The sequence below is a fragment of the Streptomyces sp. NPDC103540 genome, from assembly GCF_055584445.1.
Genome location: NZ_JBVJMA010000002.1, coordinates 748,947 through 763,818 on the forward strand (window position 1 = coordinate 748,947; position 14,872 = coordinate 763,818).

Consider the following 14,872-nt stretch of genomic DNA (forward strand, 5'->3'; position numbering starts at 1 on the left):
ACCGTGTCATCGTCCAGGCGCCTCTCCCCCACCCGTCGAATCCCCCTGCTGCCGGGGTTGGTCGCGATCGCCATCGTGGTGGCGGTCACCGTGGGGGCGTGGCTCCAGTTCGGCGAACGTCAGGCCCTCGACACCGTGTACACGGCGGGGCGCTCCGAGCCCGACCGCGTGGACGTCGACGCGACGATCCAGCGGGTCGACGCCGCCGGCCGGGAAATGGTGCTGCGGGTCCTGGTCACGCCCCGGGGGGCCCTGGCCGAGGCGGGCGGGATCTCCCCCGTGGAGGACCTCGTCCTCCAGACCTCGACGGCCACCCGGGGCGACCTGACGTTCAAGGCGCACCAGCGCATCGCGACCATGGACGTCCCGGTCGCGCTGACGGGCGGCTCGATCACGGACTACCCCTTCGACGCCTACGAGGCGGCCGTCGAGTTCGGCGCGGTCCTCGGCGGCGAGAAGGTCCCGGTCCGGGTCGCCCTCTCCAACAACGACGTGCTCTTCGCCGCCGCCGTGGAGCCCTCGACGGCACAGGGCGTCGCCGTCGTGGACATCGGGCTGGCCCGCTCCAACAGCGTGCTCGTCTTCGCGGTGTTCATGATGCTCGCCATGTGGGCGCTGGCCGTGTCCGTGCTGATCGGCGGCTGGTACCTGGTCACCCGCCGCAAGGGGCTGACCTGGCCCGCCCTCGGCTGGATGGCGGCCACCCTGTTCGCCCTGGCGGCCTTCCGCAACACCGCCCCCGGCGCCCCGCCCATCGGATGCCTGCTCGACTACATCGCCTTCCTCTGGGCGGAGACCGTCATCGCGTTCTGCCTGATCACGGTGGTCATCTGTGGCATCCGCGCCGAGCCGCCGGCCGAGGAGCCCGCCGAGGCGGCCGAGTCCGTCGGGCCCACCGGGTCGGCCGGACGGTGACCGCCGACCGGCGGCGGACAATGGTCGCGGCGATCACGACCGGAGAGACGAAGGACCGATGACACTGAACGAGGGTCGGCGGGTCAAGCTCGCGACGGAACTGAGGCTGACGGGCAGGGTGACCCCGGCCGAGGAGGTCCCGGCCGAGGAGGTCCCGAGCGGCGAGGAGCCGCCCGTCGTCGGGATCCTGTCCCTGGCGGCCGGCACCGGGGGCACCGTCGAGCGGGTGCGCGCGCACCACCGGCCGCCGAGCGCGGAGGTCCTGGAGTACGAGCGGCTCAAGTCGCTCCTGGACGACTTCGGCCACCAGATGCCCCCGGCCAGCAGGGGCCAACTGGAGGAGCGGGTCGGGGCCCTGGAGCCGGAGTGGATCGCCCACCGGGAGCGGGGGGCCCGCGTGACCCTCCGCGTCCGCCTCGACAACGGCTTCGTCCTCGACGAGGCCCGCGAGGACCTCTTCGTCCCCGCCTGACCGGCTCCGGCCACGGAACCCGCTCCCCGCGCCGGCCGGATCCGGCCGGCGCCGAGGGCCGGCGCGCAAACCCGTACCCGCGACCGCAGTTGGTGGCGGGTACGGTTCCGGCATGGACGTTTCCGAAACGAATTCGACGAACGACGACTCGACCCGGGCGGCGGCGGTCAAGGACACCGCGCGGCAGCAGTTGGTGAAGCTGGGCGCCGCGGGCCTGACCCTGGAGGGCGTGGCCCGCGACGGCGGACTGGCCGTCGCCGAGGTGGAGGCCGTCTTCCCGCACCGCGACGACCTGCTGACCGCGCTGGTCATCGACGCCTACGACGCCTCCGGCGCCGCCATGGAGCGGGCCGACCGGGAGGCGATCGACGCGGGCGCGTCGGCGGGCGCCCGACTGCTCGCGGTCACGCGCGCGCTGCGACAGTGGTCCTTCGACCACTCCGCCGAGTTCACGCTCGTCTACGGCTCGCCCGTGCCCGGCTACCACGCCCCGCAGGAGACGGTGCCGCCCGCCTCGCGCACCCCCGCCGTCCTCGCCGGCATCGTGCGGTCGGCCCTGATCGGCGGCGAACTCACCCCGCCGCGGCGCGCGGTGCCCGGTCCCCCGCTGCTCCTGCCGGCGGCCGTGGAGGCCTTCGGCGGTCTGCCGGAGGCACCGTTCTCGGACATCATCGAGCGCGGCATCGTGCTGTGGAGCAACCTCATCGGCCTCCTGGTGTTCCAGGTCTTCAGCCGTACCCACGACAGCGTCAGCGACGAGGCGGCGTTCTTCGACTACGCCATCGCCGTGGCGGCCGAGGGCATCGGGCTCGACGTCCCCCTCGACGTCCCGCTCGGCGACACCACCGACTGACCCGTCCGCCGCACCCGCCGGAGCCCCGACACCGCGCAGCCCCGGCACCCGTAGGAAATCAGGCCGTGAACACCATCAGAACCCTCTGCTTCGTCATAGCGGCGCTCTCGTCGTACGCCGCGCTGGTCTACCGGTTGTCCCAGGTGCGGCGCAGTTGGCGGGACAGCGCCTACCGCACGCTGATCACCACGCTGATCCTCCAGTGCCTCACCTTCACGATGGGCGCCGTGGCGATGGGGAGTCCGAGCTTCCTGGGCGTCCCCAACCTCGCCATCCTCTGCATGCACCTGTCGGCGGTGGCGTTCTGCGTCGCCGCGCAGATCATCCTGTTGCGCTGGGCGGCGGCGGACGAGGAGGCGGCCCGCAAGGCGCGCTGGTGGCTGATCACCGGCATCGCCCTGAACGTGCTGCTGACGGCGCTGTTCCTGCTCGCCGACGGATCCGGAAGACCGTCCTCCGACTTCGACACCGGCAGCGGCCGGCCGCTGGTCCTCACGTACCTCCTGGTGTTCATCGTCTCCCAGGCGATCCCGTGCGTGACGATCTTCCGCCAGTGCGGCCCCTACGCGCGGATGACCGACAACGCCTCGCTGCGGCAGGCGCTGCGGATGCTGTCCGTGGCCGCGGTCGTCCTCTTCCTGTACTGCGCGGCGCGGACGGTCAACATCCTGACCGCGGCGGCCGGGGTCGACATCGGCGCCTGGAAGCTCGCGTCCAACGTGTTCAGCGCGACGGGCATCGTCATCCTGTCGCTGAGCCTGACCAACTCCTCCTGGGGCCCGGCGGCCGGCAGGCTGCTGGAGTGGAGCCGCACGTACCGCGCGTACCGCGCCCTGTACCCGCTGTGGCGGGACCTGTACGAGTCCTCCCCGGACATCGCCCTGGAGCCGCCGGGCGCCTCGGTGTCGGACCTGGACTACCGCCTGCACCGGCGGGTGGTCGAGATACGCGACGGCTGGCGGGACCTGCGCCCGTACATCGACCGCACCGGTCCGGGGGCGGGTGGTCCGGACCAGGGGGCGAGCGAGGAACTGCGACAGGCCTTCACCGAGGCGTCGCAGATCAAGCAGGCCTTGGTGGCCAAGCGGAGCGGCACGATCCCCCGGGACAACAAGGACGCCGGCGACTTCGATGACCGCGATACGAACAACTTCGTCGCGGAAGTCGCCTGGCTCACCCAAGTGGCGGCCGCCTACAGTAAACTCGGCAAGGCGAGTTGAGAGCTCCCGCCCGGTTTGCATCCCCCGTCGAACCGGGCGGGCATCTCTCGTCTCCGCCGATTCCCCCGTCCCCTCGCTCCGCGCGAGGACCGACGGGGGTTTTTCGTGCCGGTCGCGCATGTGCCGGTCGCCCGTACGCCGGACTCGTATGCCGGGTCTCGCGTGTGCCGGACTCCTGCGGCCCGTCCTCGCGTACCGGCCCCGTGCACTGGCCCGACCCATCCCCCGAGGGCCGGGCCAGACCGACGTCACCGACAGCCCACTTGGCGACCCCCGTGAGCCAAGTTAGCTGGCAGCTATTCGGTGCGCTCAACGGTGGCGGAGTCCCGGCCAATTGTCAACTGTCCGCTAATCTGTGAAACTGACGTATAGCCAACAGCTATGCCCGCGGGGTGACGGGAGGGAGACCCAGCATGACCGGAACGGACGACCGGCCGCTGCTCGCGGTACGTCTCGACGACCTCTTCAAGACGGTCCGCCCCAAGGGCAGGCACTGGACCAACGCCGAGGTCGCGGAGGAGCTCAAACGGGCCAACCCCGAACTCAAGGTCGGCGGCGTGTACCTGTCGCAGTTGCGGACGGGCAAGCGCTCCAACCCCTCGCCCGACCTGCTGGCCGCCCTGGCACGGTTCTTCGGGGTGTCGGTCGCGTACTTCTTCGACGACGCCGTCGCCGAATCGGTGCTCAGCGAACTCGCCGCGGTCGAGGCGCTGCGGCAGTCCGGGGTCCGCGCCATCGCCATGCGGGCGGCGGGGATGAAGAAGGAGAACCTCCAGGCCATCACGGCCATCATGGACCAGTACCGGCAGTTGCAGGGTCTCCCGCCCGTGACCGATCCGGCCGCGGGCCCCGATGCCGGACCTGACGCCAGACCTGACGCCGAGCCCGATGCCGGAACCGACAGCGGAACCGATCCCGCCTCCGGCCCCTCCGCTCCCCGATGAGGGGCATGAGGAGGGAGCGGTCGGCCGATCACGACCGCCGCAGCCGACTCAAGAAGCTCCGCAAGGCCGGGGCCCAGCGGATCGCCGCGCTCGACCTGCCGGAAGTGACCGACCTGGCCGAATTGTGCCGCCACCTCGGCGAGGTGCGCGGCCGGCCGATCATCCTGGTCCCGATGCAGATGCCCTCGTCGCATCCGTGCGGCATGTGGGTCGCCGCCCGCGACGAGGACCTGATCTTCTACGACGCCAACACCACCAGCGCGCATCAGGAGCACATCATCTTGCACGAGCTGGGCCACATCATCTGCTGCCACCGGGGCGCCGGCGGGCTCGACGAGGCGACCGCCCGCCTCCTCTTCCCGAACCTCGACCCCGACATCGTCCGCGACATGCTCCTGCGCGCGACGTACGACGACGTCCAGGAGCAGGAGGCCGAGATCATCGCCTATTTGCTCTCGCAGGCGGTGGGCCACCCCGAGCCGGAGCCGGACGAACCGCCGGCCGCCCCGAAGGACGCATCGGGCGGCGACGCGGGCAAGAACGCCCTGCTCAGCCGCATCGAACGCACGCTGATCTGAGGTACGTCGGCGGGGCGGGGGCGACCGTCGGGGCGGACCGGCCGTCGAGGCGGGACCGGCCGTCGAGGCGGACCGGCCTCTCGGCGGGGTCGGCGGTCGCCTACCGCCCCGCCGCCGCCACCTCCTGCGCCAGGATCGACACCGCGTGGCGGACGTCCTCCTCCCGGTGGTCGCTGGTGAGGAAGAAGCGCAGCCTCGACTGCCCCTCCTCGACGGCCGGATGGAAGATCGGATCGGCGACGACGCCCCGCCGGAACAGTCCGTCCGCGACGCGCAGCGTCCTCGCCGAGGCACCGAGCAGGCACGGCACGATCGGGGAGTCGGCGCTGGACCCCGTCGCCAGGCCGGCCGAGGTGGCCAGGTCGCGAAAGAGCCGGGCGTTGCGGGCGAGCGTCCGTACCCGCTGCGGCTCCGCGACGATCAACTCGGTGGCGGCGAGCGCCGCCGCCGCGTTGGCCGGGGTCAGACCGACGCTGTACACGAAGCCGGGCAGGGTGTGTCGCAGCCAGCGCACCATGCGGGGCGAGCCCGCGAGGTAGCCGCCGCAGCCGGCGAAGGCCTTGGAGAGGGTGCCCATCCACACGTCCACGTCGCGCCGGTCGACCCCGAAGAACTCCCCGACCCCCCGGCCGGTCGCGCCGACGGTGCCGATGCTGTGCGCCTCGTCGACCATCAGCAGGGCGCCGTATCGTTTCTTCAGGTCGATCACGGCGGGCAGGTCCACCAGGTCACCGTCCATGCTGTACGCGCCCTCGACGGCGATCAGGACCCGTCGGAACCGGGAACGGTTCAGCCTGAGCAGATGTTCCAGCCGCCCCGGGTCGTTGTGCGGGAACGGTCGGCGCGCGGCTCCGGACAGGGCGCAGCCCTGGAGGATGCTGTCGTGCGCGAGCGAATCGTGCAGGACCAGGTCGCCCGCGCCGACGAGGTGGCCGATCGCGGTGACGTTGGTGGCGTGCCCGCTCACCAGCGTCAGGCAGTCCCCGACGCCGAGGAAGTCTGCGAGCGCTCGCTCCAGACGGACCGTCAGGTCCCGTTCCCCCGACAGCGCCCGGCTCGCGGAGACGGAGGTGCCGTACCGGTCCACCGCCCGGTGGACGGCCTCGTTGACCGCCGGGTGGCCGGAGAGGCCGAGGTAGTTGTAGCTCCCGAAGGACAGGTACGTACGTCCGCCGATCACCGTGGTGTCGCGGACGGTGCCCTCGTGGACGCGGAAGTACGGGAAGTCCGCGCCGCTCTCGGTGATGGCGCCCAACCGCCGCTCGAAGCGCGCGACTTCGGGGAAGTCGTCGATGTGCGCGGTGTCGGCCGTCCATGCGGCCGGCGCGTCCGGAGGCGGGGGTTCGGCGGCGGGGGGTGGCGGGGCCTGGTCCGGGTCGACGAGTGCGATCAGCCGGCCGACGGTGAGGGCGGGCGCGTACAGCTCGTCGGTCCGGAAGCCGGGGACCCGTCGGGCGATGTTGACCTCCAACTCCTGCAACATCAGCGAGTCGAAGCCCAGGTCACCCACCAACGTCATCCGCTCGCTCACCTCGGGGAGCGGGAAGACGCCGACCCGCGAGACCTCCTCGCGCACGACGGACGCGGCCGAGGTCGGGGGCGCCTCGGTCTCGGGTGCGGTCTCGGCTTCGGGTGCGGCCTCGGCTTCGGGTTCGGCTTCAGGTTCGGGTTCGGGTTCGGCTTCGGCCGCTGATTCGTGGTCGCCGGCGCGGGGCGCGACCGGGGCGTCCGGCTCCACCGGCGCGCGGGCCGCCTCGTCCACGATCCAGTGGCGGCGCGGGGCCAGCGGACTCGGCGGCAGGGTGCACGGAGGCGTCCGCCCGGCCGTCAGCCGGACGTCCGGCTCGGTCACGGCGCGCCGCGCGAGGTCGGCCAGGACTGCGGTGTGCTCCGGTTCCGGCAGCGACCCGGGCGCCGGGAGGACGAGCTCCACCGGGCGGGCGCGCCGGCCACCGGTCGACGTACGGGCGCGCTCCGTGCCCGCGATGCCCGCGGTGCCTGCCGTCAGCCCCGGGCCGAGGCCTCCCGTACGACCCGCCTCCAGGGCCTCGGCCGCTTCGGTCAGCCCGGCGATGGCGTCGGCGGTGTCGCGTACGACCACGGCGAGGCGCTCAGGGAGCGGCTCCCGACGGGCCAGGGTGCTCGCCACGACGTCCGGCGCGAGCCGCTCGTCGGCGATGGTCCGGGCGACCGCGCGGGCGTGCCGGGCCAGACCGGCCCGGTCGCGGGCGGTCAGCAGGAGGAGCCGCGGCCCCGCTTCGGGGGCGGGGGCGTCGGCCGTGGGGGCGGCCGGCCGCGCGGCGTGCTCCTCCAGCACCAGGTGGACCCCCGTACCGCCGAACCCGAACGCGCTGACGCCCGCCCGGCGGGGCCGCCCGTCGCCGGACCACGGTGTCGGCGTCGTCGCCACGGTCAGCCGCGCGGCGTCGAGGCCGCGGCGGTCGAGCGGTTCGAACCCCGGTTGCGGCGGGATCACCCCGCGCTGCACGGCCAGCACGGACTTGATGAGCCCGGCGATGCCGGCGGAGTTGAGGGAGTGCCCGACCACCGCCTTGACGGCGCCGAGGTGGGCGGGAGCCGGCTCCTCGCCGCGCAGTTCGCGCAGCACGTCGAGCTCGACGGGATCGCCGACCGTCGTCCCGGTTCCGTGCGCCTCCATGTAGCCGACGGCGTCCGGGGGCAGGTCGGCGTCCCGGTAGGCCCGGCGCAGGGCGCGCAGTTGGCCGGAGGCCTGGGGGTGCATGCCGCCCTGGACGGTTCCGTCGTTGGCCGTGCCCACGCCCCGGATCACCGCGTGGACGCGATCGCCCGCCGCCACCGCGTCCGCGAGGGGCCGCAGCACCAGTACGCCGGCGCCCTCTCCGAGGACGAAGCCGTCGGCCCCGGCACCGAAGGGCAGGCACCTGCCGCTGCGCGATATGGCACCGATCCGGCACAGGCCCACCAACAGGTCGGGGGTAAGCACCAGTTGGGCGCCGCCGGCGAGCGCGATACGCGAACGGCCGGAGCGCAGGGCGTACACGGCGTTCGCCACGGCCATGAGTCCGCCGGAGCAGGCGGAGTCCAGCGCGTAGCTCTCGCCGTGCAGGTCGAAGACCGAACTGATCGTGTTCGGGCCCATGTTGAGGAGGAGACCCGCGACGGAGGTGCCGTTCATGCCGTCGACCGCGCGGATCGCCTCGGCCCAGGCGGGCGCGTGGACGCGCGCGGGTGCGGCCGGTGAACCGAACTCGCCACCGGCCAGCTGCCGCATCCGCACCCGCAGGGTGCTGAGTTCGCGGTAGCCGCTCTCGGTCAGCGCGGTGATGACCGAGGTCTCCTCACGGTCGAAGCCGTCGACCTCCCACCCCGCGTCCTGTACGGCCTCCCGGGCGAGGTCGATCAGGAGCCGGTGCTGCGGATCCATCGCCTTGGCCCGCCGGGGCGGGATGCCGTAGTGCGCGGCGTCGAACCGGTCCACGTCCGGCAGCAGCGCCATGGTGTCCGTGTACGTCGACTCCGTGTCACGGAAGTCGTCGCGCAGGAAGGCCGCCGCACGCCAGCGCGCGTCCGGGACGGCCCCGAACTGAGGCCGCGGGTCCAACAGGAGCCGCCAGTATTCGTTCACGTCCCGGGCCCCGGGAAAGCGGCAGGCCATGCCGACGATCGCGATGTCGTCGCGGCGCGCGCCCGGCGAGCCGCCGCGGTGGTAACACGTGTCGCTCGCGTCCGAGCCGGTCACCGGTGTCACCCCGCTGTTGCCGCTCGCTCGCGCCACCAGTCGACGGTCACCTTGACCTGCTCGTCGAGGGGCGTGGCGCGTACGGCGAACGTCGCCTCGTAGGCGCTCGCGTCGACGATGAAGGGCCGGTCGAACTGGTAGCGGACCTCCTTGAGTTCACGGAGCATCGGCGTGAACAGGGCCGCCACCGCGAACACGGCCGGCGGGATCCGGCGCACCGCGACCGGACCCGAACCGGCCTGCGCGGCGAGGAGGTCGACCATCTCCCGGACGGAACGCGCCGGCTCCGTCGGCACGTGCCACGCACGCCCCCAGGCCCGCTCGTCACCCGCGACCTCGACCAGGGCGCGCGCCACGTCGGGGAGGTACGTCCAACTGTGCGGGGCGTCCGGGTTCCCGAGCGTGGCGACCGGCTTGCCGCGCAGCAGCGGGGGCATGACCCGGCCCGCCAGGTGGCCGCCGTCGGTGACGCCCGGCCCGAAGAAGTCGGAGGCCCGCACCTCGACCGCCTTGATGCGGCCCTGCTCGTGGAGGGCGCGCGCCTGCTCCCAAACGGCGGCGCGGACCCGCCCCTTGGGGCCGGTCGCGGCGAGCGGGAGGTCCTCGGTGAGGGGGTGGGCCACGGGGCCGTAGCCGTAGAGGTTGCCGAGCAGGACCAGCACGGCACCGGTCTCCTCGGCCGCCGCGCACAGCGAAGCGGCCAGCGGGGGCCAGTCGTTCGCCCATCGGGTGTAGGGCGGCGCGGCGCAGCTGTGGAGGGCCACCGCGCCGCGCGTGGCCTCGATCAGGGCCTCGCGGTTCGACGCGTCGAGCGCGACGTGCTCGATCCCGGGCTCCGGGGGGCGGCCCGAGGCGGTGATGACGCGTACGGAATGGCCTTGTTCGGTCAGCAGCCGGGCGGTGGCGGCACCGGCGGGTCCGAACCCAATGACGACGTGGAAGCTCACGTACGCACACTAGCGCGGGCCCTCGACGCCCCTGTGGGGCGTATGGCCGATCACCGTATGCCCGCGCAGGGGTGGGGCGGGGCAAGTGGGGCCGGGCGGAGGGGAGTCGGGTGGCACGTGCGCGAAGGGCCCGCCGCCGATTCGGCTCCTTTCCGGTGCTGCCGGGCCGCCGGTGGCACGCGCGCGGTGCACGCCGCCCTCGGCATCCCGGCCCGGCCTGCCGGCGGGTCCCGCACGGGACGGGGTAGGGCCGTACGCGGGCGCGCGGGCGGAGCGTGGGGGCGGGGCGTGGGGGCGGGACGTGGGGGCGGGGGCGGGACGTGGGGGCGGGGGCGGGGGCGGAGGCGCGAAGCAAAGGCACGAAGCCACTGGGCGGCAGACCCTAGGTGTCACGTGTAACAAACACACGGCCGCATCGCACATCCCTCTTGCCCGTTCGGGATGGCCGTCACTACAGTCGTTGTTACACGTGTAACTCCACGCATGACACGCTGCCGGACGCGAGTGCATCCGACCCAGATCACAAGACTCGGGGCATCCGCCGATCCGCTCCCCCGCGAAAGGGCCGCAATGACGTCATCGCTCCCGGTCGAGCTCGACCCGACCTGGCCGCCGCCCCCCTTCCAGGCCCCCGTGACACCCGTAGTGACCGACAGCGGGATCCGCCGCTTCGACGGCGTCACCTACGCGACCCGACCCGGCTACCGCCCCCGGCTCCTGGACGTCCAGGCGCCCGCCGGCCCCGGCCCGTGGCCGGTCGTCGTCTGGATCCACGGGGGCGGCTGGCTGGAGGGCGACCGCCGCTACCCGCCGCCGACCGTCCCCGCCGAGCTGCTCCACGGCACCGTCCTCGCCGCCGGACTGGCGCTCGTCTCCATCGACTACCGCCACAGCCTCGAAGCCCCCTTCCCCGCCCAGCTGCACGACGTGAAGGCGGCCATCCGCTACGTCCGCAGGTTCGCCGGGGCCTTCGACATCGACCCGGACCGGATCGCCGTCTGGGGCGAGTCCGCGGGCGGCCACCTGGCGGCGCTGGCCGGCCTGACCGGTCCGCACACGCCGGACGCCGCCGAGCTGGAGGGGGCCGAGGGCGTCGGCGGGGGCGACACCTCGGTCCGGGCAGTCGTCGACTGGTACGGCGTCTCGGACCTGGTCGCCCTCCGCGACCATCCCATGCCGCCGATGCCCCCGGGCGTCGAGTTCCCCGACCCGTACGAGGCCCTCCTCGGCGGTACTCCCGAGGAACGGCCGGCGCTGGCCCGGGCGGCGAGCCCGGTGACGTACGCCGCCGCCGGGGGCGCGACTCCCCCGCCGTTCCTACTGGTCCACGGGCGGCAGGACGGGCTGGTCCCCTACAGCCAGAGCGAGGCGCTCGACGCGGCTCTGACGGCCGCCGGTGGCACGTGTTACCTCCAGCCGGTGGAGAACGCCGACCACATCTTCCTCGGCGCCGGGGACGTCGCCTCGATCGTCGCGGACAGCGTGGAGTTCCTCGCCCGCCACCTGGCGGTCGGGACGTCGTGAGCAAGGCCCGTTGCGTACGCGTGTAACCCACGGCGCGCCACTCGCGGCCGGCCGCCGGCCCCGGCGGTGGCCGCGCCCGCGACGGCCGTTCGCCCGGCCCCCGCGGACCTGGTGTGCAGGGCTTCGACGAACGGCGCCCGCACCGGCCCGCCGCGCCGCACGCCGGGCCACCCTCCGCCGTCACCGCGTTCCTCGACCGGTTCGCCGGGCCGCAGGGCGCGATCGTGCCCCTGGGCACCCTGTTCTCACTGCTTACACGTGAACGAGGAAACGGTGCGCAGCTTCACGATCACCTACTTCGGCATGAACCTGCTGGTCGTGCGGTCTCCGAGATGTCGGGTGGACCGGCCGCGCCCGGTCGATCCCTTGGTCCAGGTCGGCCACGGCCCTTCGCGCCGCGCACGCGCCGGGTGCGGCCGGCTCGCGGGTCATCGCGTCGGCGGGATCAGGAGGACTCCCGCTGGAGGAGGGCCGGCCAGATGCCGCGCACCTCCGCCGTGCGTCCGGTCTCGATCAACTCGTGCAACGCGTCCGCGACGATGGCCGCCGACGGCAGGTCCAGGGTGATCGTGCTCAGCGGGGGCTCCTGGAGTGCGGACAGCAGCAGGTCGTCGCAGCCGACGATGGCGGCGTCGCGCGGAATGACGTAGCCCTCCGTGCGCAGCGCGTGCATCAGCAGGGTCGCGTACTCGTCGTTGTAGGCGAAGACGGAGTCCAGGCCCATGCGCGCCCAGTTCCGGGCGAATCCCGTGGCGGACTCGCGGGTGTACACGACCTCCACCGGGGTGATCTTGGCCATGTGCCGCGCGGCGGCCCATTCGGCGCCGGCGAGACGGGGCGCGGCGAAGGCGTTCAGCCCGCGCTCCACGGGCATCACGACGCCGATCCTGGTGCGGCCCTGGCGGATGAGGTGTTCGACGGCGACCGAGCCGATGTCCGAGTGGTCGAAGCGGACGGTGTGGAAGCCGTCGACCGGCTGGGAGGCGAAGGCGAGCAGGCCGCGCACGCCGGCCCTGCGCAGCACCTGTGCGGCCTGGGCCGTGACGCGGTCGCCGTCGAGGGCGAGCACGGCGACGGGGCGCAGTTCGGCCCAGGCACGGGCGGCCTCGACGGGGTCGGTGAAGCGTCCGGCGTGCATGACCGTGGTGTACCCGTGCCGCTCCAGCGCGCTTTGGACCTCGTCCACCCAGTCGCTGACCAGCCGACCGAGAGCCGACACGGAAGCGGGCATGAGGACGAGGTTGCTGCGCCCGGCGCGAAGGGATCGGGCGGTGGCGTTCGGTACGTAGCCGAGCTGGTCGGCGGCGGCCAGGACGCGCGCCCGCGTGGACTCGCTCACCCGATGGCCCTGGGTGTCGTTGAGCACGAAGGAAACGGTCGCGCGCGATACTCCGGCCAGCCGCGCGACGTCCGCGCTGGTGATCGACGCGGCGGGTGAGGTGTCTTTGGCCATGTGGCGCTCTTCATCGCTCTCGGTAGCCCCGTGTGTACGCTGCCGGCGAGGTTACACGAGTTAGGAATGCGATCGGGAGGCCGTTCACCCCTCCGAACGGCGACGCCCGCCGCCTGTTGACGCGACACCTCTCGACCTGCGCCACGGACCGGCGCACCCGCAGAGGGTTCCGCCTCCGACACCCACCCGAAGCCCCGGCCGGAGGCCACCGCCCGGCGCAGCGGCCTCCCTCTTTACCACCCTGAGTAACCTCGACTTCCACTGAGCGTACGCACGGTGACACGCGTTGCCTCGGCGTCACTTCGTGTTCGCTCAGCGGATGCTCAGATCCGGATAACGATCCCATCACCGCACAAGGGCCTTTGGACCTGGTCACAGCCGAATGAGCGAAATGCCCGTGATGTTCACCACGGACGGCCGTCCGACCGCGTGGTAAATCTTCACGACCGCCTGCCGGACACCACCCAAGTCCACGCAGGGGCGCTGGAGCCGGCCGACCGCCGGCATGCAACTCCATCACCATCCGGGGGATCGGAATCCGTCCGCGGCCGAGCAAGGCGCGCGGCACGGCATGGAGCGGAAAGGCGCACCACAGCATGACCTCTACGCAGGTCGAAAAGAACTTCGGCGACGACGACGCGACCGGGGCCGGCAACACGCCGAACGCTCCCGAGGAGGGCTACGAGCGCGGGCTCGGCAGCCGTCAGGTCCAGATGATCGCCATCGGCGGCGCCATCGGCGTCGGCCTCTTCCTGGGCGCGGGCGCGAACATCGCGAAGGCCGGCCCCAGCCTCATCCTCATGTACGCCCTCGCCGGCGTCATCGTCTTCTTCATCATGCGGGCGCTCGGCGAACTGCTGCTGTACCGCCCCGTCTCGGGCTCGTTCGCGGAGTACGCACGCGAGTTCCTCGGCCCGTTCTTCGGGTTCGTGACCGGCTGGACGTACTGGCTCATGTGGGTGGTCACCGGCATGGCCGAGCTGACCGCCGCGGCGATCTACGTGCACTACTGGTTCCCCGACGTGCCCCAATGGGTCACCGCCCTGGTCTTCCTGGTGGTGCTGTTCGTCGCCAACCTCATCTCGGTGAAGATCTTCGGCGAGATCGAGTTCTGGTTCTCGATGGTCAAGGTCACGGCCCTGATCGGCATGATCGTCATCGGTATCGGCGTCGTCACCTTCGGCTTCAGCGCGGCCGGTGACACCGCCGCCGTGTCCAACCTCTGGGCCTTCGACGGCATCTTCCCCAAGGGCGTCGGCTCCAGCCTCATGACCCTCCAGGGCGTCATGTTCGCCTACCTGGCCGTCGAGCTCGTCGGCGTCACCGCGGGCGAGTCCGAGAACCCGGAGAAGACCCTCCCCAAGGCGATCAACACCCTGCCGTGGCGCATCATCGTCTTCTACGTCGGTGCGCTCAGCGTGATCCTCATGGTCGTGAAGTGGACCGAGTTCCAGCCCGGTGTCAGCCCGTTCGTGGCGGCCTTCGCCAAGATCGGCATCCCGGCGGGTGCGGCCATCGTGAACTTCGTGGTCCTCACCGCGGCACTTTCCTCGTGTAACTCCGGCATGTACTCCACCGGCCGCATGCTGCGCGACCTGGCCGCCAACTCCGAGGCCCCCAAGGCCCTCGGCCGCCTGAGCTCCACGAAGACCCCGGCCCTCGGCATCACCCTGTCCGCCGCCCTCATGGGCATCGGCGTGGTCCTTAACTACGTGGTGCCGGAGAAGGCGTTCGGCTACGTGACCTCCGTCGCGACCGCGGCGGGCATCTGGACCTGGATGATGATCCTCGTCAGCCACATCCTCTACCGCCGCGCGGTCGTCGCGGGCAAGCTGCCCGCGTCCTCCTTCCCCGCGCCCGGCGGCACGGTGTGCAGCTGGATCGCCCTGGCCTTCCTGCTGATGGTCACCGTCCTGATCGCGATCGACCCCGACAGCCGCATCTCCCTGTACGTGGGCGCCGGCTGGGCCGTCTGCCTGGCGGTCGGCTGGGCCGTGCTGAAGTCCCGCAACCCGCAGATCGCGGCGCGCGCGGCGGCGGCCGGCCAGAACGACCTGGAGCCCGCGGGTCGTTCCTGACCCGCCGTACCGCCCGGACATCGTCCGTCCGCGTGCTCCCCGAGGGGCGGGGGCCGGCCCCCCCCCCCCCGGGGGGCGCCCCCCCCCCCCGGGCCCCCCCCGGGGGCCCCCGCCCCCCCCCCCCCCCCCCCGGGCCCCCCGGGGGCCCCCCCCCCCGCCCGGCGGCG

General features: G+C 72.8%; 10 protein-coding genes and 1 pseudogene. 8 read left to right on the forward strand and 3 right to left on the reverse strand.

Annotated features, from left to right (window positions below; all coding sequences use genetic code 11):
• Positions 1-3 precede the first annotated feature (3 nt).
• From ACZ6ZI_RS07900 to ACZ6ZI_RS07925, 6 genes and pseudogenes are all read left to right on the forward strand, one after another.
• Positions 4-915: a DUF4436 domain-containing protein gene (locus tag ACZ6ZI_RS07900; RefSeq protein WP_469517590.1), complete on the forward strand. Its 912-nt coding sequence runs from the start codon at positions 4-6 to the stop codon at positions 913-915.
• A 58-nt stretch (positions 916-973) separates the two neighbouring features.
• Entirely contained in the window at positions 974-1,387 is a 414-nt protein-coding gene (locus ACZ6ZI_RS07905) for a hypothetical protein (RefSeq protein WP_469517594.1), read from the forward strand.
• A 112-nt stretch (positions 1,388-1,499) separates the two neighbouring features.
• Positions 1,500-2,240 (forward strand): WHG domain-containing protein, encoded by a 741-nt coding sequence (locus tag ACZ6ZI_RS07910; RefSeq protein WP_469517596.1) that lies wholly within the window; start codon positions 1,500-1,502, stop codon positions 2,238-2,240.
• 65 nt (positions 2,241-2,305) lie between these two features.
• On the forward strand, positions 2,306-3,460 hold the full coding sequence (locus ACZ6ZI_RS07915) for an MAB_1171c family putative transporter (RefSeq protein ID WP_469517599.1): 1,155 nt from the start codon (positions 2,306-2,308) through the stop codon (positions 3,458-3,460).
• 413 nt (positions 3,461-3,873) lie between these two features.
• Positions 3,874-4,296 (forward strand): annotated as a pseudogene (locus tag ACZ6ZI_RS07920) (helix-turn-helix domain-containing protein); the annotation flags it as partial.
• Positions 4,297-4,400: 104 nt separating this feature from the next.
• Positions 4,401-4,982: a toxin gene (locus tag ACZ6ZI_RS07925; protein WP_469517601.1), complete on the forward strand. Its 582-nt coding sequence runs from the start codon at positions 4,401-4,403 to the stop codon at positions 4,980-4,982.
• Between the two features lie 100 nt (positions 4,983-5,082).
• On the opposite strand, the gene ACZ6ZI_RS07930 is transcribed toward ACZ6ZI_RS07925, so the two are convergent.
• Entirely contained in the window at positions 5,083-8,619 is a 3,537-nt protein-coding gene (locus ACZ6ZI_RS07930; RefSeq protein ID WP_469517704.1) for an aminotransferase class I/II-fold pyridoxal phosphate-dependent enzyme, read from the reverse strand.
• Between the two features lie 89 nt (positions 8,620-8,708).
• A complete protein-coding gene (locus ACZ6ZI_RS07935; protein WP_469517604.1) occupies positions 8,709-9,650 on the reverse strand; it encodes an NAD-dependent epimerase/dehydratase family protein in 942 nt (313 codons plus the stop codon).
• 570 nt (positions 9,651-10,220) lie between these two features.
• On the opposite strand from ACZ6ZI_RS07935, the gene ACZ6ZI_RS07940 reads away from it, so the two are divergent.
• Positions 10,221-11,174, forward strand: a complete 954-nt coding sequence (locus ACZ6ZI_RS07940) for an alpha/beta hydrolase fold domain-containing protein (RefSeq protein WP_469517607.1) — start codon at positions 10,221-10,223, stop codon at positions 11,172-11,174.
• A 445-nt stretch (positions 11,175-11,619) separates the two neighbouring features.
• Here the strand turns inward: ACZ6ZI_RS07940 and ACZ6ZI_RS07945 are convergent, their stop codons facing one another.
• Entirely contained in the window at positions 11,620-12,627 is a 1,008-nt protein-coding gene (locus ACZ6ZI_RS07945; protein WP_469517610.1) for a LacI family DNA-binding transcriptional regulator, read from the reverse strand.
• Positions 12,628-13,223: 596 nt separating this feature from the next.
• Here ACZ6ZI_RS07945 and ACZ6ZI_RS07950 point away from each other — a divergent pair.
• Entirely contained in the window at positions 13,224-14,705 is a 1,482-nt protein-coding gene (locus ACZ6ZI_RS07950; protein WP_363055300.1) for an amino acid permease, read from the forward strand.
• Positions 14,706-14,872: the final 167 nt, after the last annotated feature.

What these genes read in the sequence shown, in the direction of transcription:
- ACZ6ZI_RS07905 (WP_469517594.1), top strand. Translation starts at nt 974, where the DNA reads ATGACACTGAACGAGGGTCGGCGGGTCAAGCTCGCGACGGAACTGAGG.
- ACZ6ZI_RS07910 (WP_469517596.1), top strand. Translation starts at nt 1,500, where the DNA reads ATGGACGTTTCCGAAACGAATTCGACGAACGACGACTCGACCCGGGCG.
- ACZ6ZI_RS07925 (WP_469517601.1), top strand. Translation starts at nt 4,401, where the DNA reads ATGAGGGGCATGAGGAGGGAGCGGTCGGCCGATCACGACCGCCGCAGC.
- ACZ6ZI_RS07930 (WP_469517704.1), bottom strand. Translation starts at nt 8,619, where the DNA reads ATGGCCTGCCGCTTTCCCGGGGCCCGGGACGTGAACGAATACTGGCGG.
- ACZ6ZI_RS07940 (WP_469517607.1), top strand. Translation starts at nt 10,221, where the DNA reads ATGACGTCATCGCTCCCGGTCGAGCTCGACCCGACCTGGCCGCCGCCC.
- ACZ6ZI_RS07945 (WP_469517610.1), bottom strand. Translation starts at nt 12,627, where the DNA reads ATGGCCAAAGACACCTCACCCGCCGCGTCGATCACCAGCGCGGACGTC.
- ACZ6ZI_RS07950 (WP_363055300.1), top strand. Translation starts at nt 13,224, where the DNA reads ATGACCTCTACGCAGGTCGAAAAGAACTTCGGCGACGACGACGCGACC.